Here is a 21,625-nt window from a genome sequence, read left to right on the forward strand (position 1 = left end):
AGCTGAGAGAGTCAGGCTCGTATCCGACCAGCCAGCTTTGCAGCGCTCTGGGCGTTTCCCGCAGTGCGTTTTATGACTGGCTCGATCGCCGCTCGGTACCCAATACCGAGCGTGATGCGCTCAGGGCAAAGGTCGTGCAATTGCATGCTGAAAGCAGGGAAAGTGCTGGTGCGAGAATGATTTCTCAGTATTTGAAGGCCCAGCAGCTAAAGGTTGGAAGGTATCTAGCTGGAAGACTTATGGCAGAAGCGAACCTGACCAGCAGACAGCGCCGTCGCCACCAATATCGCTCCAGAGGTGTAGAAGCATTTGTGGCCAAGAATGTCCTTGAACGCAACTTCCAGCCCACAGCAATCAATCAGGTGTGGTGCGGTGACGTAACCAGCCTGATGATTGGGAAGCGCTGGTATCACTTGGCCGTGGTCATTGACCTGTTCGCCCGGCGGGTCATTGGCTGGTCATTTTCTCTGATCAATGATGCCCACCTGGTCAGCAAGGCCTTGGGAATGGCGGTGGGAGTACGAGGCAAACATGCGGGCTTGGTGTTTCATTCGGATCAAGGCTGCCAATACACCAGCCAACGCTTCCAATCCGAACTGCTTGAGCATGGCATAACCCAAAGCATGAGCCGCAGAGGCCAATGCTGGGATAACGCACCAACGGAGCGCTTATTTGGCACGCTCAAATCAGAATGGGTGCCCGCCAAGGGCTATGCAACGATCGAAGAAGCCAGACAGGACATGACCAGCTTCTTCTTGCGCTACAACCAAATCAGGCTCCATAGCTACAACAACTACCTGTCGCCAATAGCAATGGAGCAGTTGGCAGCTTGATCACCGTAATCGGTGTCCGGTAAAACTTGACCAGAACAAGCCCGCTCCCACAGGTCCCGCACAATTCTGTGGGAGCGGGCTTGACCCGCGATCGAGTGCAGCGGCCTCATCGCGGTTGAGCCAGCGCTCCCATGGCCATGAACAACGCGGCAATGGCCCGGGCCTCATGCAACTCGCCACTGGCCACCCGTGCCGGGATCTGCGCCAGCGGCACCTTGATGCATTCCAGCGGCTCCGGCTCGTCACCTTGCAGAGCACAGGGGCTCAGGTCCTGGGCCAGCACCACCCGATAACGATGACACAAATGCCCGGGCGCCAAGGTCAGTTCGCCCAGCTCGGTCAGCCGCGCCGCCCTCAGGCCGACTTCTTCGCACAGCTCACGCTGGGCCGCCTGCAGGTAGCTTTCATGCGCCTCGGCACCGCCCTTGGGCAGGCCGAGGATGGTGCCCTCTACGCCCACCGCGTACTCGCGCACCAGCAGCACGTGCTCGGGGTCGGGCATCGCCACCAGCATCACCGAGCGGTAGCCGGTGCCGCGCAAGCGTTCGTAGATGCGCCGCTGGCCGTTGCTGAACTGCAGGTGCAGGGCTTCGATCTGGAAATGGCTGCTTTGGGCCAGCAGTTCGGTCTTGAGGATGGTCGGACAGTTGCGCATGTGCAGGCCCCTGGCGGCGGGTGGATACCTGCACTGTGCGCTGTGCCCGGCAACCCGCCATCGTCCAAGCGGACGAGGGCGGGTGCTTCAGCCGAGGGTCGCCACGCTGCGCAAGATCAAGCGCACGAGCATGGTCTGGCGGGTCACGCCGGTCTTGGAAAAGGTCGAACGCAGGTGCGCCCGCGAAGTGTTGCGGCTGATGCCCAGTTCCTCCGAGGCTTCGTCCAGGGTCAGGCCGTTGGCCAGCAGCATCGCCAACTGGGTTTCGGCCGGGGTGAAATCGAACAGCGCCCGGACGATCTCCTGCGGCGCCGAGGATTGCTGCTCGGGGTCGCTGATGAAGATCACCACGGTCGGGCATTGCTTGCCTTCGCTCCAGGTCGACAGCGGCACCGAGCGCACGATGATGCCAAGGTCGGCGCGCCCGGACGGGCGTTGCACGCGCATGGCCTCGACCACCGAGGGGTTGCTGCTTTTTTGCGACAGCAGCGATTGCTTGACCAGGCGGCGGAACTCCTGGGTGTCGCGCGCGGTGCCAACCTGCAGGCCGTCATTGACCAGCTTGATGCCGTCCTTTTCCTGGATCAGCCGCTCGGCAACCTGGTTGGTCTGCAGCACCTTGCCGGTTTCGTCGAGGATGATGGTGCCCACCGCCAGCTGGTCGACGGCGCCGGCGTAAAGGTTGCGTTCGGTCTCGATGCGGTTGAGCTGCATGTGCAGTTTGATCGAGCGCTCCAGGTGCGGGATGAAGCGCGCCAGCAGGGTTTTTTCCTGGTCGCCGAAGGCCTGCTCATCGCGCCCGCGGCTGATGCGGATGCGGCACTGGGCGCCGTCGCCGGTATTGATGTCGGCCCCGAGGATATGGAACACGTCCACCGGCTCAAGGAAGTTCTTGTAGAACTCCGATTGCAGCAGCTCGTCGTTGGAGACGTAGCTGGCGAGGGTCACCACTTCGCGGTTGGGCAGGTCGACGAACGGGTCGAGGGCAAAGAAGTGCTTGTTGTACGAGGCGGTGGTTTCGCTCGAAGTACCGGTGGTGTTGACCATCAGGCCGTCAACGTGGGCGCTGGGCGGGCGCAGGATGAAGGTGACGTATTTGCTCTGTAGCTGCAGGTTGAGCTGGTTGAGGAAGGTGACCCAGGGAATGTTCTCCATCGGCCCTTGATAGAGGTGACCGAGCAAGTCGCTGAATGACTCGAGGGTGAGGCACGGCTGCATAGGGAACTACCATTTTTTATTATTAGCGTTGGCGATGGCAGAGAATAGTCGGCGTTAACGCGTGCACGCAACGCTCCGTACACGCATCCGGACAGGCGTAGCGCACGCCTGTCCAACGCGCTCGGCAAGGCTCAGGCGCGCTCGCCGTCAAGCACCACGAAACGCTTGCTGTCGGCGGTTTCGGCAGGCAGCAGGTCGACGTCGGTATAGAACTGCTCATACCAGCGTCGCAGCTGGTAAACCGGGCCGTCGCCGTCGCACAGCAGCGGATTGTCGACCCGGGTCTTGCTGTGCCAGATCGCCACGTCTTCGTAGAAAGCCGCCTGGGCCTGCTGCACGTAGGCCTTGGCCATGGCCTGGTTCTGCTCCTCGCTCAGGCCGGGGATCTTTTTCACCAGCACGCCGTAGCGCAGGGTGAAGCTGTTGAGGTCGATCGGCACATGGCAGTTGAGCAGGATCGAATGGATCGGCTGGCCGTTCATTGCCCCGGTCATTTCGGTGATCTGGTAGGCCGGGCCGAAGTAGGTGGCCACCGTGCTCAGCTCGCTGTCGCCAGACAGCCGCTCGCTGCGCGCACGCATGATCTGGGTGGCCAGGTGGCCTGCGAAGACGTTGCTGAACTCGGCCACCGGCGCGCCGTGCACGGTGCCGAAGTGGGCCATGTCGGCGACGTTGTCGATCAGCTCGCGGCAGTTGGTGTCGATCTGCAGTTCGGCCACTTCCCAGGCAGCCCACTGGTCACTGAAGCAGGCGTCGATGCGCGGGATCGCCTGCTCGGCGATCGGCGGGTTGCCTTGCGGGTCGTTCCAGACGAACAGCAGCTGGTTTTCTTCCATGATCGGCCAGCGCTTGACCTTGGCCCGCGGCGGAATGCGCTTGGCGTAGGGAATGTCGTCGCACACGCCATCGGCGCCCCAGCGCCAGCTGTGGAACGGGCAGCGGATCGAGTTGCCTTCGATGCAGCCGGTGCTCAGGTCGGCGCCCATGTGCGGGCAAAAGCCGTCGAGAATGTTCAGCTGGCCGTCTTCACCCTGGAACGCCACCAGGCGGGTGCCAAACACGTCCAGGCGGTGGGCCTTGCCGTCGCGGTAGTGCGCGGCCAGGCCCAGGCAGTGCCAACCACGGGCGTAACGGTCTTCCAGCAGCTTGGCTTCAATGCGGTGCAGGGTGCTCATCTTATTGTTCTCCGGGGTATCACGGGGTGTGCTGTGCGAGTGATTCTGCCGCCCCTGTACCAGCAGGCATCGTCTGAACGGACGATGGCCGGCCGTGGGCTGACGGCTCTACTGGCGCAATCAAGCCAGCAGCAGGAGAACGCAATGAGCAACGAGCAGGGGCGGGTAGCGGTGATTACCGGCGCCGCCAGCGGGATCGGCCGGGGCCTGGCCGAGCATGCGGCAGGGCTGGGCATGCAGCTGATACTGGCCGATGTCGATGGCCCGGGTTTGCAGGCGCTGAGCGCGCAACTGCAAGGCCAGGGCGTGCAGGCCATTGCCCAGCTGACCGACGTCAGCGATGTGGCCCAGGTCGAGCGCCTGCGCGATGTCGCCCTGGCGCATTTTCAGCGGGTCGACCTGCTGTTCAACAATGCCGGGGTGATGCAGACCGGCTACAGCTGGCAGATCAGCCACGAGCAGTGGCAGCGCATGCTCGCCATCAACCTGCAAGGGGTGATCAATGGCATCCGCAGCTTTGTGCCGCTGATGCTCGAGCAGGGCCACCCGGCCCAGGTGATCAACACCGCGTCGCTCGCCGGCTTGCTCAGCAGCCCGTTGATGGCGCCCTACAACGTCACCAAGCAAGCGGTGGTGGCGTTATCCGAAACCCTCAAATACGAGCTGGACATGCTCGGCGCGCAGGTCTCGGTGGCGGTGCTCTGCCCGGGGCCGGTGGCCAGTGACATCATGGCCTCCAACCAGGCCCGCGAGCAGGCCGACGCCACTTTCAGCGCCGTGCTCGACGAGCACATTCGCCAGGGCATGACGCCCCGCGAGCTGGCCGCCCAGGTATTCGCCGCGCTGGCCGAGCGGCGCTTCTGGATCTTCCCGCACAAAGACTTCAAGCCCGCCCTGGAGCTGCGCCTGCGCAGCATCCTTGAAGAAACCAACCCGCAGTTCCAGATGATCGCCGAAGGAGACGCCCATGCCGCTCGATAAACAGATCGCCGCCGTGCTCGAACAGTTCAGCGCCCAGGGGGAGCCCGACTACCACCGGCTCGATGCCGTGCAGTATCGGCAATATGCCGACCACCTGTTGCCGCCGATCCCTGGCGCGCAGATGGCCGAAGTGCGCGACCTGCGCGTGGCGGGCGCCGCTGGCGAGCTGGATGCCCGCCTGTACCGGCCGCTGGCGCAAGACAACCTGGCGCTGCTGGTGTTCTTCCACGGCGGCGGCTTTGTCATCGGCACCCTCGATACCCATGACCATCTGTGCCGGGCACTGGCCAGCGCCACTGGCGCGGTGGTGGTGTCGGTCGCCTACCGGCTGGCACCGGAGGCGCGCTTTCCGGCGGCGCCGCTCGATTGCTATGCCGCCACCTGCTGGCTGGTCGAACATGCCGCCAGCCTGGGCGTCGACGGCAGCCGCCTGGCCGTGGCCGGCGACAGCGCCGGGGCCAACCTGGCGATCGCCGTCAGCCGCCTGGCCGCAGAGCGCCAGGGCCCGCAGATTCGCTACCAGTGCCTGTTCTACCCGGTCACCGATGGCCGCTGCGACACCCCGTCGTACCAGGTGTATGGCGAAGGGTATCTGTTGTCGCGGGCGATGATGGCCTGGTTCTGGCGCAGCTACCTGCAACAGCCCGAGCAGGTCGAGGAGCCACTGGCCTCGCCGCTGCTCGCCGAGTCACTGGAGGGATTACCCGCCACCACCCTGATCACCGCCGAGTACGACCCATTGCGCGACGAAGGCGAAGCCTTTGCCCAACGTTTGCAACAAGCAGGTGTGGCCACCCGCCTGGAGCGTTGCCAGGGCATGGTGCATGGCTTTATCAGCATGAGCGCGTTTGTCGAGCGCGCCGCCCTGGCCCTGGCCGGGGCCGCGGCCGACCTGCGCCGGGCGCTGGGCTGAATGGCGGCGGCCTAGTCCGTTTGGACGAAGCAGGTTGTCGCAGCAGTTTTTAGTCTTGAGCGCACAACGTCTTTTCCTCACCTGTGGTGGAATGGCCATGAAAACAACAAGAACAATTTGCCTTGCCTTGACCGTCTGCGCCTTTGGCGCTGTCTACAGCGCCTTGCTGACCCGCCCGCTGCCGGCGCCGCTGACCATGGCCTATTACTGCCAGCCCAGCTTCCAGCCGTGTTACATCCCGGTGCCGAGCGTCGCCAGGTTGATGCCCTAGGCTTTGTTGCCCAGGGCCAGCAGCGCCCGCTCGCGGCTCAGTGGCTGGAGGACCCCGGGCGAGCCGCTGATGTGCACGTACAGGTAGTGCTGGCCTTGGTCATCGCGCAGTATCCGGTGCACCTGGGTCATCTCCGGGTGATACTGGCGCTGGGTGCGGTCGAGCAGCACTTCGTGGTGATCGATGTGCAGGCGGCGCAGCGCCGCTTCGAATTCGCTGTCGACGGCCTCGCGCAGCTTGCGCATGCGGCGTATCGACAGATAGCCAAGGCCGAAGGTCAGCGCGAAGAAGAACAGCGCCTGTAACAGTGATTTGTAGTGCTCCATCCTGGATTTGATTAGCCCTTGATTCTTGTAGTGGACGGCGCTTGTTTGAGGTCTGAGCGCCGCCTGTGGGCGTTAAAGGCTCATGTCGAAGGCATGGATTCGGTAGGGCAGCTCCATGTCCGGGTATCGCCGTCTTTCTCACCCAGTGCCAAGATTTCCAGGCAGCCCGGGTAAGCTGGTTGCTTATCGGCAGGCCCTTCAATGTAGGTGATGGCCTTGGGTGGGTTTTGCAGTTGCTGCTGGCATTGCTGGACCTCGCTGGCAAATCTTTCAAGGGCAGCGGAAGGGGGCTGAGTCGTGATCATGCCTGCTACGGTTTGCCAGTATTCCGAGGCTGCGTAGCCGCTTGCTCGGCAGTGAGAAAGCGGAGAAACAATTGAACCAACTCCGTCGCCTTCGACTTTAAGTGCTTGCATCTTCTGGTGTTGCGCAGGCAGGGCAGGGCCAACCGGAAGCGCTTCCATGGCCTTGATCTCAGCGACATAAGCCTGAACTTTGGTCAGGTAAGCGGCGGCGCTTTCGCGCTGCTGGTTGTACTGGCTTATTTCGTTGGCGTTGGTGCCGGTGACCTTATACTCAGGTTCGTTGTTGCAGCCCGCCAGGAGAGCAGAGGCGCCAAGGGTGATGATTGCGGTGCGTGTGGTGAACTTCATGTTCTTCAGTTATCTCGCTTCAGGGTCGTTTGCTTGACCTGACAGTGGAGCACAATGGCTGTCCCTGCCAGTGTTTGTCGCACAGTACTCGCGTTTGACGTCGAATACTGTTGCCTCAGTCCAGGTCCTGCGCCGAATGCCGCTCGGGCACCTGGCTGGCTTCATCGCCCCAGGTGCGGTTGACCCGCAAGCCGCGGACGACCGCCGGGCGCTCGGCAATGGCTTGCGCCCAGCGTTGCACGTGGGTGTAGTCCTGCACGCTGAGGAACTCGCCCGCCGAATACAGCCTGCCCAGCGCCAGTTGGCCGTACCAGGACCAGACGGCGATATCGGCGATGGTGTAGCTGTCGCCGGCCAGGTATTGGCTTTGCGCCAGGCGCTGGTCGAGCACATCCAGTTGGCGCTTGGTTTCCATGCTGAAGCGGTTGATCGGGTATTCGAATTTTTCTGGCGCGTAGGCATAGAAGTGGCCGAAGCCGCCGCCCAGGTAGGGCGCTGCGCCCATCTGCCAGAACAGCCAGTTGAGGGTTTCGGTTCGACCCGCCGGGTCGCGGGGCAGGAACTCGGCGAATTTTTCTGCAAGGTAGAGCAGGATCGAACCCGACTCGAACACCCGCACCGGCGGTTGCACGCTGCGGTCGAGCAGGGCGGGGATCTTCGAGTTGGGGTTGATCTCGACGAAGCCGCTGGAGAACTGCTCGCCTTCGCTGATGCGAATCAGCCAGGCGTCGTACTCGGCGCCGGCATGCCCGAGGGCCAGCAGCTCTTCGAGGAGGATGGTGACCTTGACGCCATTGGGCGTGGCCAGGGAGTACAGTTGCAGCGGCTGCTTGCCCAGCGGCAGGGCCTTGTCGTGGGTCGGGCCGGCCACCGGGCGGTTGATGTTGGCGAACTCGCCGCCCGACGGCGCGTCGTGCTGCCAGACCCGAGGCGGGACATAGGGTGCGTTGCTCATGCGATGAACCTCCTGGTGTGCTCGAGGGGCTCATGTTCGGGCTTGGCGCGCGCGCTTGTCAAACCGCGCGGCCACTGCTGCCCGGGCGTAAAAGCCAGCGTTCTAGAAGCTGTACTCAAGCACGCTGGCGATCGAGGTTTGTACCCGCCGCTCGACAATCGGGCTGTCGCTCACATGCCCGGAGAGGTTCTGTACATCCAGCAGGGTATGCAGGCGGGTGTTGTCGCTCAGCGGCAGGCTCCAGGTCAGGTTGACGCCCTGGCTGACCAGGCCACCGTGGGTCTTGTGCGCGGCAAAGCGGCTGTTGGCCGCTTGTTGCGCGCTGACGCCATACCAGGTACGGACGTAGTCGGCGTCACCAAACAGCGCATTGACGTTGCCGCTCAGGCTGCCGAAATCGCCTTCGTACAAGGTGGTGCCGACGCTCAGTTCGAGGGTCTGGTAGGCGGAGCCGGTGTCTTTGTTGCTGTCTTTTTTCAGCGCATGCTCGAACGTTGCACCGAAGGTGACCGGCCCCCAGGTGTAGGAACCTTCCATGCCCAGCAGCGCGCGGGATTTGATCGAACCCATGCCACGCAGGCGGTCGGAGCCGCGATAGCCTTTCTTGCGGTCCTTGCGCTCGTCGCTGGTGCCGATGTAGGTGCTGAAACTGGCGTCGTCCCCTTCGTGTTTCCAGCCCAGGCCTTTGTCCCGCAGGAACAAACCATAAGGGCTTTCGATCTCGAAGCCGAGCACCGGTGCCGTAGAGCGCTCACTGCTGCCACTGTAGCGGGGGGCATTGGCGGCGCCGCCTTGCAGGGTGAACTGCCACTCTTGCGCCAATAAGTTCGCTGAGGCGCTCACCAGGCAGAGGCCGGTCAACGCAGTGTAGGTCCTTGTCGTCTTCATGGGGGTTACAGTGTTCCCGTAAATTTAAGTCTGATCAGGGTACGGGGCTTTGTTGTTAGTATCCGTGAGCAGGATGTAAAACTCTGTTAGTGGCATATTTATTCAATGGCTTTGCAGTTTTTGTAGAACATCCGGCGAAGCCCGAAGAGCAACTTGGAGAACAGCAGTACCCAACGGCTCAATAGCCGATGACAGGCAATAACGTTTGCCCTGGCTGTTACGGGTTTCATCAAAATTAAATAGCGGCTAGATATGCTTATTGGGGCCGCAGGGGACAAATACCGCTATTAACCCGAGGGTGTGCGAATAAAGGAGAAATGCCCGCGCGGCGAAGAGCGCTTAAACTGTCTGATCATTATGTGCCTCTGCCAGTTGCTGTTGTGCCGCCGCCCGGTCTTGCGCAGTCACGGAAGTGAGTTTTGCCAGGCGCGGGGCCAGCCAGTTGTTCAGGTCGTCCATATAGCTGAACATCACCGGTACGAAGACCAGGCTGAGCAAGGTTGAAGTCACCAGCCCGCCGATCACGGCAATTGCCATGGGCGCGCGAAAACCGGCATCGGCGCCGCTGCTGAGGACTGCCGGGAGCATACCGGCGACCATGGCAAGGGTGGTCATGACAATTGGCCTGGCGCGTTCGGCGCCCGACTGCATCAGTGCCAGGTGCCGAGGCATGCCGGCGCGGCGCTTTTCGATGATGAACTCGACCAGCAGAATCGAATTCTTGGTGTCGATGCCCATCAGCATCAGCAAACCGATAACCACCGGCAGGTCGATGGCGGCGCCATACAACAGCAGGCCGCCGATGGCCCCGCCGACCGCCAGGGGCAGCGAGACGAGGATGGTCAGCGGCTGCAGGAAGTCACGAAACAGCAGGACCAGTACGGCAAACACCATGAGGATGCCGAAGGTCATGGCCGTGGCGAACTTCTCGAACATTTCATTCATGTACTCGGCGTCGCCATACTCCACCTCGCGCACGCCAAGGGGCAGGTGCTGCAAGGCGGGGGTGGCCTGGATCGCTTCCAGCGCCGAGCCGAGGCTTATGCCGGCGAGGTCGGCGTCCACCGAGATGCGCCGCAGCCGGTCGAAGCGTTCGATCCTGGTCGGGCCACTGCCGTAGTCGATGTCGGCGACACTGTGCAGCGCCAGCGTGCCGCCGTTGTCGCTGGCCACTCGCAGGTTGCGCAGGGTGTCGAGGTCGCCTTGCTGTCCCTCGGCCAGTTGCACGCGAATCGGTACTTGCCGGTCGTGGAAGTTGAAGCGCGCTGAATTGGCATTGATATCGCCCAAAGTGGCAATTCGCGCCACGCTGCCGATGGCCTGGGCACTGACGCCAGAGCGGGCGGCCTCATCCAGGCGCGGGCGGATCAACAGCTCCGGACGCGGCAAGGGTTCGTTGACCTGGACATTGGCCAGTCCCTTGATCATGCGCATATCGCTTTGCAGCGCGTAAGCGGCCTGGGACAGTTGCCGGGCGTCGGCACCGACGAGAATCACCGAGATGTCTCGCGCCGCGCTGTCGCTGCGAAAGGCAAAGCGCACATCGGCGAACTCACCGAGGACCGGTCGTAGCGCGTGCTCGAATACCTTCTGACTCATCTCGCGTTGCTCGGGTGGCACCAGGCGCACCAGCAACTGGCCGCTGGCGACATCGGTGGCGCCGGAGGCATCTTCGCCGCCGGCGGTGCTGAAGACGAACATCACCTGCGGCTGCTGGCGCAGTTTCGCGGCCATCTGTTGCAGGGTCCGGTCGGTCTGCGCCAGGGGCGTGCCGGGTGGCAGGGAGACATCGATGCGGCTCAGGCTGGTATCGCTGACCGGCATGAAGCCCGAAGGCAGCAGCGGTACCAGGGCAAAGGAAGCCAGCAGGAAAACCGCCGCGATCACCAGGCTCTTGCGCCGATGCGCCAGTGCCCACTCAAGCAGGCGCAGATAGCGCGCGAGCAAGCCAGAGGGTGCTTGCGTTGCCTGCAACTGATGCTCAGTCGATTTGGGCTTGAGCAAGTAGGCAGCCATCAGCGGCGTCAGCAGCCGTGCCACCAGCAGTGAGCTCAACACCGCTGCCGACACGGTGATGCCAAAGGGGGTGAAATACTGGCCGACAAAGCCGCCGATAAAGCTCACCGGCAGGAACACCGCAACGATGGTCGCGGTAATTGCCACCACGGCGAAGCCGATAGCATCTGAGGCGTCAATGGCGGCCTGGTAGGGGCGCTTGCCCTGGTCCAGGTGCCGCTCGATGTTCTCGATTTCGACAATCGCATCGTCGACCAGGATGCCGATAACCAGGGTCAGGGCCAGCAAGGTGATGCTGTTGAGGCTATAGCCGAACCAGGCCATGGCGGCGAAAGTCGGCAGGATCGACAAGGGCAGGGCGATGGCCGCCACCAGGGTCGCACGCCAGTTGCGCAGGAACAGCAGTACCACCAGCACCGTCAGCAGCGCGCCTTCGATCAGGGTCATGATTGCGGCGTTGTAGCTGGCCAGCGTGTAGTCGACCATCGAGGCGACCTGCTGGACTTCGATGTCCGGGTGATGTTGCTGCAGGCGCTGGAGCGCAGCCTCTACTCCTGCGGCCACCCGGGTATCGCTGGAGCCCTTGGCACGAAACACGGCAAAACCGACCACCTGCTCGCCATTCAGGCGCGCCAGCGAGCGCATTTCACCGGCGCCATCGACCACGCTTGCCAGCTCGTTCAACCGCGCCCAGCGTCCGTCCGGCAGGGCGATTGGCGTGTCGCCCAGGGCTTGCACGGTCAGGGCGCTGCCCAGTGTGCGTATGGATTGCTCGCTGTCGGCGAGAATCGCCCGCCCGCCGGGCACGTTGCTGTTGCTGTGCAGCAGCTGGGTGTTGACCTGGTCGGCCGAGATACCCAGCGCCTCAAGGCGCTCGGGCTTGAGTTCGACCTTGACCTCACGCTCCAGGCCGCCCAGGCGCTGCACTTTTTGCACCCCGGGCACGCCAAGCAGTTCCCGGCCGAGTACATCATCGACAAACCAGGACAGGTCCACGGCATTGCGCGCACTGGATTTGACGGCGTAGTTGAGGATCGCCCCGCCCTCGACATCAATGCGCGTGACCAGCGGCTCTTCGATAGTCTGCGGCAAGTCCGCGCGAATTTGCCCGATGGCATCGCGGATGTCGTTGGCGGCGCGGTCGGGGTCGACACCGAGCTGGAACTCCACGGTGGTGACCGAGATGGCATCGGCGATCGTCGAGGTGATGTGACGGATACCGGCCAGGCCGGACACCGCGCGCTCGACCCGCTGGGTGACCGCATGTTCGAGTTCGCTCGGCGCGGCACCGACCTGGACCACGGCGACGGTGATCACCGGAAAGTCGACCCGTGGGTTGGCGTTGATCGGCAGGTCGGCAAAGGAGATCCAGCCTGCCACGGCCAGCACCAGGAACAATACCAGGGTCGGGATGGGCCGCCGAATGGCCCAGGACGACACCGCCAGGTTCATTGCTCCAGCTCCTGTGCCAGGCTGACCACGTCGCCGTTGCGCACGAAGGCCGAGGCGCTTGCCACCACCCGCTCACCGGCGCCAAGGCCGCTGCTGACCTGCACCCGCAGGCTGTTGCGCTGGCCAAGGACCACGCTACGCACGCTCGCCTGGCCGTGGGCATCAAGGACCATGACGGTGGCGCCGCCATCCTCGGCAAAGGTCACCGCCCGTAGCGGAATGACCACCGCCGCGGCGGTAGTGCCGGTTTCGATCCTGCTACTGGCGAAACTGCCAGCGCGCGCATCGGCCGTTGCCGCGAGGCTGATGCGCACGCGCCCCAGGCGGGTGCCGGCATCCACCTTGGGCGCCAGCAAACGCACCGTGCCGGCTACGCTCTGGGCCATGCCCGCGACCTGCACCTGGACCGCAGTACCGACCCGAATTGCTTGCAACGCACTTTGCGCCAGTTCGCCATCGAGCTCGAGTTGGCCGTCACGGATCAGTTTGAACAGCGGCTCGCTACCGGCCATGGCGCCCAGCCGGGCGTGACGTTCGGAGATGATGCCGTTGACCGGGGCGAGGATGATGGCCTTGTCGCGGCGAGTGCGGGCGTCAGTCAGTTGGGCGATGGCCTGTTGGTGCTCGGCCCGGGCGGCAGCCAACGCGGCGGCGCTGGCGTGGGCCTGGGCGCGCTGTTGGTCGAGTTGCTGGGCGCTGACCGCACCGATACTGCCCAGCTCATTGATTCGCGCAAGGCTGGCCTGTGCCTCGATGTCGAGCGCTTGCTGCTGCTTGATCAGGGCTGCGTTGCGATTGAGGGTGGCCTCGGCCTGGCGCACTTGGGCGTCGAGGGTGTCGGTTTCCAGTTGCGCCAGCAGTTGCCCGGCCGCCACCGTGTCACCTTCCTCGACCAATACCCTGGCGATGCGCGTGTCTTGCAGTGCGGTCCCGATGGACACCTCGTCGCGGGCTACCAGGCTACCGGTGACAAGGAGGGTCTGGCTCACGGTGCCGGGTTCGGCCAGCACGCTGCTGACCTTGAGCAGGGGCACGGGCGCAGGGGTGATGTCCGCTTGTTCGCTGGCAGGCATCACCAGCACCCAGCCTGCCACCAGCAGTAACAGCAGGCCGGTGATCCACAGACGGGGTTTGTCTCGCAGCACAGATACCATCGCGATCAATCTCGAGTAGGCACAGCAAAGGGGAGGCACAGCGAGCGCAACAGGCTGATATCGGGCGGCCTATGGCTGAATCTGCAGGAACCTGCGGATGATCGTGCGCAGCACCGGTTTATGGGCTTTGGCCTTGAAGCCGGGCTCGAGCACGACGCGGCCGATGCCGCCTTCGGTCAGGGCGATCAGCCAGGTCGCGGCCATCGAGGTATCCAGCGTCGGGTCGATCTGCCCGGCTTCGATGCCACGCTGGAGCAAGGCCTGCAGATCGGCCTTGACCTTGGCGTCATTGACCGCAAGCAGGGCACCGACTTCAGGGTTGCGCAAGGCTTCAGCGGCGACTTCGAGGCTGATTCGGGCGTAGCTGGGGTCGCTGCACAACTCCATCATGGCGATGGCGATGTTCTCGATTGCAGCGAGGCTGTCCTTGGCCTTGGCGTAGTGGGCGATCAGCTCGGCCATGCCATGCTGGTCGTCCTGGGCAATGGCCTCGATGATCGCGTTCTTGCTGGGGAAATAGTGGAACAGGTTGCCCGGGCTCATGCCCGCAGCGGCGCAGATTTGCGCGGTCGAGGTGGAGTGAAAGCCATTGCGCGCGAAGCATTCGATAGCCGCATCGAGGATCTGCTTGCGTTTGGCGGCGACTTTGTCCGGGTCTACGGTTCTCATGTGTGGCTTATTAATAGACTGACTGATCGATCTATTATTGGCCTGCCGCTGCACGCCGTCAAGCGAGCAGGGCGACTGGCGGGATTACTGCCGGGTGTCGGGCATGTTCTTGCTGATGCAATGTATGCCGCCGCCGCCCGCAGCGATCGGGTCGATGTTGACCTGCTCGATGGTCCGCCCCGGGTACAACTTGGCCAGCAACTGCTTGCAGTACTGGTCAGCTTTCGGGTCGCCAAACTGCGGGGCAATCACCGCGCCATTGATCGGCAGGTAGTTGATGTAACCGGCGGCAAACTCCGGGTTGTCGCGGGTAAAGCGGTTGCTGCGCAATTTGCCCGGTGGCGGCAGCAGGTGCACGGTCAAGCGGCGGCCGTCGGCGTCGGTGGCCTGCTTGAGGATTTCCAGGTGCTTGCGGGTGACCCGGTAATCGTAAGAGTCCGGGTCGTTGTCGAGGTTGGCGATCACCACCCCCGGCTCGACGAAGCGCGCGTAGAAGTCGACGTGGGCATCGGTAATGTCCTGACCCTTGATGCCCGGCAGCCAGATGATCTTGCGCAGGCCAAGGTTGGCTTTAAGCTCGGCCTCGACATCGCTGCGGCTCCAGTCGGGGTTGCGGTTGGCATTGACCCAGCAGCTTTCGGTGATGATCGCCGTGCCGTGGCCGTCCACTTCGATGCCGCCGCCTTCGCCGGTCAGCTCGCTTTGCAGGTAGGGCACGTTCAGGGTTTCGCTCAGCGTTGCCGCCACGCGGCTGTCGTTGCGGTGGCGTTGCTTGTTGCCCCAGCCGTTGAAGTTGAAGTCCATTAGCGCGCTATTGCCGTCGTCGTCGATGACGAAGCAGCCGCCGTAATCGCGGATCCAGATGTCGTCCAGCGCCATGGGCAGGAACTCGATGTTGTCGCTGCCACATTGCTCGCGCGCATCGGCCAGGTCTTCGGGGCGGCAGAGTACGCTGACCGGCTGGTAGCGGGCGATGGTCCGGGCCAGTTGTGCGATGCAGCTGTTGACCGCGTCCGCCTGGTCTTCCCAGACATTTTCGGCGGCGGCAAACGCCAGGAAGATCCGCCGCTGGGCCTGGTCTTCTTCGGGCATGAACCAGCGCTGGTCAGCGGCCATGGCCAGGCGCAACGGGCCCAGGCCCAGGCCGGCAATGCCGGCGGCGACTGACAGATGCTTGAGAAAGGTACGACGGGGTGTCATCGGTGTGGCTCTCGTAGTGACGGCTCAATGGGCCGAGGAAGTCTTGAGGGTGGTCCAGGTACGCATGCGCGCGCGCATGTCTTTCTGGGTAATGTCCTTGCCCGGGATCAGCCGCGCGTAGGTTTCGTCGCTGACGTAGATGTCCGGGTTGTCACGCATCTGCGGCTCGACCAGCGGCCGTGCCTTGGCGCTGGAGGTGGGGTAGCCGGTGAACGAACTGATGGCGGCCATCTGCTGCGGCTGCATGACGAAGTTGATAAAAGCGTAGGCGTATTCCGGGTGGGCGGCATCGGCGGGAATGGCCATGCTGTCCATCCAGATGGTCGTGCCTTCCACCGGGATGTGGTAGCGGAACTCGACCTTTTTACCGGCGGCATCGGCGGTGCGCTGGGCCTGGATCATGTCGCCGCTGTAACCGAGGGAAATGCAGGTGTCGCCATTGACCAGCTGGGTCACCGGCTGCGACTGGAACTTGCGGATGTACGGCTTGATCGCCCCGAGCATCTGCCGGGCGGCGAGCAAATCATCGGCCTTGCCGCTGCGCGGGTCCTTGCCCAGGTAGTGCAGCACCACCGCCAGCACTTCGTCGGGCGAGTCGATCATCGAGATGCCGCAGTCGGCCAGCAGCGCGGCGTTTTCTGGCTTGAACAGCAGGTCGAGGCTGTTGACCGGGGCATTGGCGATGCGCTGCTCGATGGCCGCGCGGTTGTAGGTCAGGCCGATGCTGCCCCAGGTGTAGGGCACGGTGCTCTCGCGCGAGTTGGGGTAGCGCTGGTGCAGGCGCTGCAGGCCGGGCTCGATGTCTGCCAGGTGTTCGAGCTTGGCCGGGTCGAGCTTTTGCAGGGCGCCGGCGCGGGCCAGGCGTTCGGCCACGGTGTCGCCGGGGAAAATCAGGTCGTAGCCGCTGTTGCCCGAGAGCAGCTTGGCCTCGAGGGTTTCGCTGCTGTCCATGACGTCATAAATGACCTTGATGCCGGTCTGGGCGGTGAAATCCTTGAGGGTGTCTTCGGCAAAGTAATCGGCCCAGTTGTACAGGCGCAGCACTTTGTCTTCGGCGTTGGCCAGGCTGCAGCCCAGGGCCAGGGAAAGGGCGATCAGGGTTTTCAGGCTGTTCATGCGCCATGCCTCCAGGTGCTGTGTGGGTGACGGCCGTCCAGGCTCAACAGGGTGGCGTACATTTCCGGCCGGCGGTCGCGGTAGATGCCCCAGGTCAGGCGCTCTTCGCGCATGTGCGCCAGGTCCAGCTCGGCCAGCAGCATGCAAGGGCTGTCGCGATCGGCTTCGGCCAGCAGGCGGCCCTTGTGGTCGGTGATGAACGACGATCCATAAAAACGCATGTGCAGCTCGGCATCGCTGCGCGCCACTTCAACGCCGGTGCGGTTGGCGGTGATCACCGGGAGGATGTTGGCGGCGGCGTGGCCGCGCTGGGTCAGTTGCCAATGGTCGCGCGAATCCAGCGCCGCAGCGCCGGGCTCGGAGCCGATGGCGGTGGGGAACAAGAGGATTTCTGCACCTTGCAAGGCCAGGCAGCGGGCGGTCTCGGGGAACCACTGGTCCCAGCAGATGCCCACGCCCAGGCGCCCGACGGCGGTGTCCCAGACCTTGAAACCGGTATCGCCGGGGCTGAAGTATTCCTTTTCCTGGTAGCCGATGGCGTTGGGGATGTGGGTCTTGCGGTAGACGCCGAGCAAGCGCCCGTCGGCATCGGCGACGGTCAGCGAATTGAAGTAGGCATTGCCGGCCTGCTCGAACCAGCTCAGCGGCAATACCACGTTCAGTTCCGCCGCCAGGGCGGCAAAGCGCTGCAACAGCGGGCTGTTTTCATAAGGTTGCGCCAGGGCCAGGTGCTCGTGGCATTGCTCGATGCAGAAGTAGGGCGTGGCGAACAGCTCCGGCAGCAGGATCAGCCTGGCCCCGGCCGCCGCCGCCTCGCGCACCAGCCGCTCGGCGTTATCGAGGTTGTCTTCAAGGTTCCAGCTGCAGGCCAGCTGCAGGCTGGCGACGCTCAGCGCGCTCATGGCTTGGCTCCTTTCAGGGGCCAGGCCGGTTGCTGCTGGGTGATGCAATGCACGCCGCCACCGCCATGGGCCAGCTGGTTGATTTGCACCGGTACCACGCTGCGGCCGGGGAAGGCCTGCTGCAGGGTGGTGGCGGCCTGCTGGTCGGCGTCGATGCCGTAGGCGGGCATGATCACCGCGTCGTTGCACAGGTAGAAGTTGGTGTAGGAGGCGCAGAACACTTCGGCATCGGTGTCGACCGCAGCGGAAGCTTCGTACAGGTCGATCAGCTCGAAACTGCGGCCACGGGCGTCGGTCGCCAGTTCCAGGGCGCGGCGGTTCTCCTTCGCCACCTGGGCGTAGACCGAGGTTTGATCTTCGGTGGCATCGACCAGCAGCACGCCCGGCCGGGCAAACGCGCAAACGCCGTCGACGTGGCCATCGGTCATGTCGCCAGTGACGTAGTCCGGGTCGCCCGGCAGCCAGATGACCTTGTTCACCCCCAGCAGGCGGACGAAGATTTCTTCCATGTCTTGCTTGCCCAGGCCCGGGTTGCGGTTGGGGTTGAGCAGGACCGATTCGGTGGTGATCAGCGTGCCGTCGCCATCGACATGAATGGCGCCGCCTTCGTTGGCCAGAAAACTGCCGAAGCACGGCAGGCCCAGGCCATTGAGCACGCGCCGGGCCAGGCCTTCATCGAGGTCGTGGGCCGACTTGCCGCCCCAGGCGTTGAAGCGCCAGCTGACCCCGGCCAGGCCTTGCTGCGGGTGGCAGATGAAGCTTGGGCCGGAGTCGCGGCACCAGCTGTCGTTGACGGCGATTTCGATCAGCTCGATGTTGGCCCCGCACAGCGCCCGGGCCTGGCTGACGGCGCTGGGGTCGACGACCATTTTCACCGGCTCGAAGCGGGCGATGGCGTTGGCGACCCGGGCGAAATCCACCTGCACAGCCGCCAGGGTGACGCCCCAGGTCGACTCCCACAGGGCCTGGTTGTGCGGCCAGACCATCCAGGTGGCAGCGTGGCGAGCCCATTCGGCGGGCATGAACCAGCCGTTGTTGTTGGCGCTGTCGTTGTGCATTGCAATACCCTTCAGTTAAGTAATTGTTTTCAGCAAGGTTGCCGGGGTGTCCATGCTATAACTGGGGTCTGCACCTGAACAAACGATGGATTTTGCCGATATATGATTAGCTGGGCTTATCAATCATGCTGAAACACTGGCCACCTCTGAACACGCTGCGCGGTTTTGAAGCGGCGGCGCGCCTGGGCAGTTTTCACAAGGCTGCCGAAGAGCTGCACCTGACCCAATCGGCGATCAGCCAGCAGATCCGCAGCCTGGAAAACTACCTGGAGCAACCGCTGTTCTTTCGCGAAGGGCGCAGCGTGTCGCTTACCGATGCCGGCCACGACCTGCTCAGCACCACCCAGGTGATGCTGCAGCAACTGACCGTTGGCATCCGTCGCCTGGAGCAGTACCGCAAGCCCAACCAACTGGTGGTCAACACCACGCCGGCATTCGCCCGGCACTGGCTGGTGCCGCACCTGGGCGACTTTCATCGGCTGCACCCGGAGGTGGACCTGTGGCTGTTCACTAGCGATGAAATCCCCGACATGACCACCCAGACCATCGACATTGCCGTGCGTGACGACATCAGCGCCCAGGCCGATTGCAGCTTTCGCGTGCTGCTTCAGGATCGGCTGTACCCGGCCTGTCACCCGCGCCTGCTGGAGCTCGACGTGGCGCAGCGGACCACCCTGCATGGCGAGCGGGAAATGGACTGGAGCTACTGGCACACCCAGGGCGGCGATGAAGTGGGGCAGAAGCTGCAGGGCCTGAATTTTTCCGACCCCGGGCAGTTGCTTGACGCTGCCAGCCAGGGCTTGGGCATTGCCCTGGTGAGTGGCTTGCTGGCCGGGCAGGCGCGTGCGCAAGGCAACCTGGTGGCGCTGACCGAGCAGACCGTGCGCGGGCCCAAGTGGGCGTGGCTGGTGCACCGTAACAGTGAAGGGGAGGCCTTGACTGTGAGCTTTTGCCAGTGGCTTGAGCAGTGCCTGGCAGAGGGCTCAGGGCTTAATGGTGACCCAGCGCCAGCGCGCTGATGATGCAGGCCGAGCCGTCGCTGGCCGGCGTGCTGTCACTGTAATCAACCTGGTTGTAGACGCCGCCGTGGAAGTTGAAGGTGCGGCTGTTCCAGCTGGCATCCATCTGCAATGGTCCGCTGCTGGCGGTGCTGCCCTTGCAGGTGGCAGCGAGGGTCACCACGCCCTTGGCGGTGACATCGAGAATGATCTCGAACGCGGTGCCCAGCGGCACATTGGCCAGCAGGGTGACGCTGGCCGGGGCGCTCTGGTTGTAGCTTCGGCGAAAGCCATAGGTGAGCTTGCCCTTGTTCCAGAACACCTTGACCGCCGGGCTGTCGTCGTCTTTGACGTGCAGTTGCGAGATCACCACCTTTTGCGCCGCGTTGACCTTGCTCAGGGTCATGCTCTGGTGGTTGTGGTGTTTGCTGGCGCTGGCGAGCGACCAGTAGGTCGGCTCTTTCCATTCGCAGCGGGTGCGGTGGGTGCTTTTGCTCGACGCGCCCTTGGTTGGGGCGGTGAAGCGGACCGAGCCGTCGTCGAGCCTGGCGATGATTTTTGGCAGTTGCGCCAGGGCCTGGGCGCCGGTCAGCTCCAGGGCGGTGGGGTCGCTGGTGGACTTGGGCTCCGGGGTGGTGATTGTTAGGCGTTCAATGTTGACGCTCATGGGTTTCTCCTTCGGTTTTCGGTGTGGGCCCTCTCTGAAATGGATGTGGGCTTGAGCTAATAATTAGCTGCAAGCTAAAATTTCGTCAATAGCTAAACTGCGCTCGGCTTCGAGCCCTATCGCGGATCAAGTCGAGACCCGCGATGAGGCCGGCGCAGTCTAGAGAAACCAGCGATACTCCCGCGCATTTACTTCATGCATGAACGCCAGGTGGTCCTGCCTCTTGTTCTCGCAATAGACCATGACGAACTCACTGCCCAACCGCTCATTGACCACCGGGTGATGACGCATGGCCGCCACCGCCGCGAGCATGTCCTTGGGAAAGTCGATGCCGCTGCTGCGGTCTTCGTTGAGCGGCGCAATCGGCTCTTTGCCGGCCTCCAAACCGTGTTCCATGCCACTTAAAATCGCTGCCAGCACCAGGTATGGGTTGGCGTCGGCGCCGGCCAGACGGTGTTCGATGCGCAGGTTGCGAGGGTCCGATTCGGGGATGCGAATGCACGCGTCGCGGTCTTCAAAGCCCCAGCTGGCGCGGCTCGCAGCGTTGACCATGGCGCCGTAGCGGCGCATCGCGTTGTGGTTGGCGGCAAAGATCGGCATGCACTGCGGCAGCAGTTCCAGGCAGCCAGCCACGGCATGGCGCAGCGGGCGCTGGTTGTCGGCAGCCAGCAGGTTGTTGCCCTGCTGGTCGTAAAGGCTGACATGCACGTGCATGCCGCTGCCCGGCGCGTCGAGGTAGGGCTTGCTCATGAAGCTGGCGCGCATGCCGTGCTTGAGCGCCACGCCACGGGTGCTGCGGGCGAACAGGGCGGCCCAGTCGGCGGCGCGCAGGCCGTCGTCGCAGTGGCCGAAGTTGATCTCGAACTGCCCAGGGCCCAGTTCTGCGGTAATGACGTTGGCGTCCACGCCTTGCTCGTTGGCGGCCTCGACCATGTCCCGCAGCACGTCGGAATAGCGCGACAGGCGCTCGATGTGCATGTTCGGCTGGTCATCGGCATCGCCGCTGAACGGGTCGCGGGGGAACTGCGGCAGGCCGTCTTTGAGCGCGCGGTCGAACAGGTAGAACTCAAGCTCAAAGGCCACCACCGGGCGAATGCCGCGCCGTTCCAGGCGTTGCAGCACCCGCGCTAGCACTTCTCGGGGCTCGAACTCAATGGGCGCGGCGGTGCCGTCAGAGCTGATCAGCATCTGCCCCAGCGGCTGGTTCTCCCAGCGCACCGGCTTGAGGGTGCCGGGGATCAGCCGCCGTGGCGCGTCCGGGTCGCCGTCGTTGAAGCAGTAGTCGCCGATCGGGTGCAGGCCGCCCTGAACACCGAGCAGCACGCAGTTCTGCGGCAGTTTCAGGGCGCTGCCGGCGGCGACTTTTTCGAGCATGTCGATCGGGTAGCGCTTGCCATAAAAGTGCCCGGGGATGTCCAGGCTGATCAGGTCGACATAACGCACCTGAGGATGCTCGGCGCGAAATGCGCGTACTTCACTAAGCAGATCAGGGCAGTCTTTTATTGTTGTCATCACGTGCGATCCT

General features: G+C 63.6%; 21 protein-coding genes. 5 read left to right on the forward strand and 16 right to left on the reverse strand.

Annotated elements, in window-relative coordinates:
• Positions 1–2 precede the first annotated feature (2 nt).
• A complete protein-coding gene (locus LOY37_RS10165; protein ID WP_258717184.1) occupies positions 3–833 on the forward strand; it encodes an IS3 family transposase in 831 nt (276 codons plus the stop codon).
• A gap of 106 nt (positions 834–939) precedes the next feature.
• On the opposite strand, the gene nudE is transcribed toward LOY37_RS10165, so the two are convergent.
• The 3 genes from nudE to LOY37_RS10180 all read right to left on the reverse strand — a co-directional run bounded on the left by nudE (position 940) and on the right by LOY37_RS10180 (position 3,881).
• Positions 940–1,488 carry an ADP compounds hydrolase NudE gene (nudE, locus tag LOY37_RS10170; protein WP_258610283.1) on the reverse strand — a complete coding sequence of 183 codons (549 nt, stop codon included), beginning with the start codon at positions 1,486–1,488 and terminating at the stop codon, positions 940–942.
• A gap of 87 nt (positions 1,489–1,575) precedes the next feature.
• Positions 1,576–2,706 carry a helix-turn-helix transcriptional regulator gene (locus LOY37_RS10175; protein WP_258716778.1) on the reverse strand — a complete coding sequence of 377 codons (1,131 nt, stop codon included), beginning with the start codon at positions 2,704–2,706 and terminating at the stop codon, positions 1,576–1,578.
• Between the two features lie 131 nt (positions 2,707–2,837).
• Entirely contained in the window at positions 2,838–3,881 is a 1,044-nt protein-coding gene (locus LOY37_RS10180; RefSeq protein ID WP_258716779.1) for a Rieske 2Fe-2S domain-containing protein, read from the reverse strand.
• Positions 3,882–4,025: 144 nt separating this feature from the next.
• Between LOY37_RS10180 and LOY37_RS10185 the strand changes: the two genes are divergently transcribed.
• The 3 genes from LOY37_RS10185 (at position 4,026) to LOY37_RS10195 (ending at position 6,046) form a co-directional block, all read left to right on the forward strand.
• Positions 4,026–4,862, forward strand: coding sequence for an SDR family NAD(P)-dependent oxidoreductase (locus LOY37_RS10185; RefSeq protein WP_258610286.1), 837 nt, complete (start codon positions 4,026–4,028; stop codon positions 4,860–4,862).
• Entirely contained in the window at positions 4,849–5,775 is a 927-nt protein-coding gene (locus LOY37_RS10190) for an alpha/beta hydrolase (RefSeq protein WP_258716780.1), read from the forward strand. Before LOY37_RS10185 ends, LOY37_RS10190 begins: the two co-directional genes overlap by 14 nt.
• A gap of 97 nt (positions 5,776–5,872) precedes the next feature.
• Positions 5,873–6,046: a hypothetical protein gene (locus tag LOY37_RS10195; RefSeq protein WP_258716781.1), complete on the forward strand. Its 174-nt coding sequence runs from the start codon at positions 5,873–5,875 to the stop codon at positions 6,044–6,046.
• Here LOY37_RS10195 and LOY37_RS10200 read toward each other — a convergent pair.
• The 11 genes from LOY37_RS10200 to LOY37_RS10250 form a co-directional block, all read right to left on the reverse strand.
• A complete protein-coding gene (locus LOY37_RS10200; protein WP_045201571.1) occupies positions 6,043–6,372 on the reverse strand; it encodes a hypothetical protein in 330 nt (109 codons plus the stop codon). The two genes, LOY37_RS10195 and LOY37_RS10200, sit on opposite strands and share 4 nt — an antisense overlap.
• A gap of 80 nt (positions 6,373–6,452) precedes the next feature.
• Positions 6,453–7,025, reverse strand: a complete 573-nt coding sequence (locus LOY37_RS10205; RefSeq protein WP_093384705.1) for a hypothetical protein — start codon at positions 7,023–7,025, stop codon at positions 6,453–6,455.
• 115 nt (positions 7,026–7,140) lie between these two features.
• Positions 7,141–7,980 (reverse strand): glutathione-dependent disulfide-bond oxidoreductase, encoded by an 840-nt coding sequence (gene yghU, locus LOY37_RS10210; protein WP_258716782.1) that lies wholly within the window; start codon positions 7,978–7,980, stop codon positions 7,141–7,143.
• Positions 7,981–8,082: 102 nt separating this feature from the next.
• A complete protein-coding gene (locus tag LOY37_RS10215; RefSeq protein ID WP_258716783.1) occupies positions 8,083–8,868 on the reverse strand; it encodes a MipA/OmpV family protein in 786 nt (261 codons plus the stop codon).
• Positions 8,869–9,207: 339 nt separating this feature from the next.
• Positions 9,208–12,336, reverse strand: a complete 3,129-nt coding sequence (locus LOY37_RS10220; protein WP_258716784.1) for an efflux RND transporter permease subunit — start codon at positions 12,334–12,336, stop codon at positions 9,208–9,210.
• Positions 12,333–13,481, reverse strand: a complete 1,149-nt coding sequence (locus LOY37_RS10225; protein WP_258716785.1) for an efflux RND transporter periplasmic adaptor subunit — start codon at positions 13,479–13,481, stop codon at positions 12,333–12,335. Before LOY37_RS10225 ends, LOY37_RS10220 begins: the two co-directional genes overlap by 4 nt.
• 78 nt (positions 13,482–13,559) lie before the next feature.
• On the reverse strand, positions 13,560–14,159 hold the full coding sequence (locus LOY37_RS10230; RefSeq protein ID WP_258716786.1) for a TetR/AcrR family transcriptional regulator: 600 nt from the start codon (positions 14,157–14,159) through the stop codon (positions 13,560–13,562).
• Positions 14,160–14,243: 84 nt separating this feature from the next.
• On the reverse strand, positions 14,244–15,359 hold the full coding sequence (locus tag LOY37_RS10235; RefSeq protein WP_093384678.1) for an agmatine/peptidylarginine deiminase: 1,116 nt from the start codon (positions 15,357–15,359) through the stop codon (positions 14,244–14,246).
• Positions 15,360–15,383: 24 nt separating this feature from the next.
• The gene (locus LOY37_RS10240; RefSeq protein ID WP_195883637.1) at positions 15,384–16,475 is read right to left on the reverse strand and encodes an extracellular solute-binding protein; all 1,092 of its coding nucleotides are present in this window, start codon (positions 16,473–16,475) and stop codon (positions 15,384–15,386) included.
• Positions 16,472–17,377 (reverse strand): N-carbamoylputrescine amidase, encoded by a 906-nt coding sequence (gene aguB / locus LOY37_RS10245; protein WP_213601802.1) that lies wholly within the window; start codon positions 17,375–17,377, stop codon positions 16,472–16,474. Before aguB ends, LOY37_RS10240 begins: the two co-directional genes overlap by 4 nt.
• A complete protein-coding gene (locus LOY37_RS10250; protein WP_258716787.1) occupies positions 17,374–18,435 on the reverse strand; it encodes an agmatine/peptidylarginine deiminase in 1,062 nt (353 codons plus the stop codon). Before LOY37_RS10250 ends, aguB begins: the two co-directional genes overlap by 4 nt.
• Positions 18,436–18,560: 125 nt before the next feature.
• Between LOY37_RS10250 and LOY37_RS10255 the strand changes: the two genes are divergently transcribed.
• Positions 18,561–19,454, forward strand: coding sequence for a LysR substrate-binding domain-containing protein (locus LOY37_RS10255; RefSeq protein ID WP_258716788.1), 894 nt, complete (start codon positions 18,561–18,563; stop codon positions 19,452–19,454).
• Here the strand turns inward: LOY37_RS10255 and LOY37_RS10260 are convergent.
• Together LOY37_RS10260 and LOY37_RS10265 are read right to left on the reverse strand one after the other, a co-directional pair.
• Entirely contained in the window at positions 19,426–20,100 is a 675-nt protein-coding gene (locus LOY37_RS10260) for a polysaccharide lyase family 7 protein (RefSeq protein ID WP_258716789.1), read from the reverse strand. The two genes, LOY37_RS10255 and LOY37_RS10260, sit on opposite strands and share 29 nt — an antisense overlap.
• Before the next feature lie 159 nt (positions 20,101–20,259).
• The gene (locus tag LOY37_RS10265) at positions 20,260–21,612 is read right to left on the reverse strand and encodes a glutamine synthetase family protein (protein WP_258716790.1); all 1,353 of its coding nucleotides are present in this window, start codon (positions 21,610–21,612) and stop codon (positions 20,260–20,262) included.
• Between the last annotated feature and the right edge of the window lie 13 nt (positions 21,613–21,625).

The organism is Pseudomonas sp. B21-012 (genome assembly GCF_024749305.1).
Taxonomy (GTDB): Bacteria; Pseudomonadota; Gammaproteobacteria; order Pseudomonadales; family Pseudomonadaceae; genus Aquipseudomonas.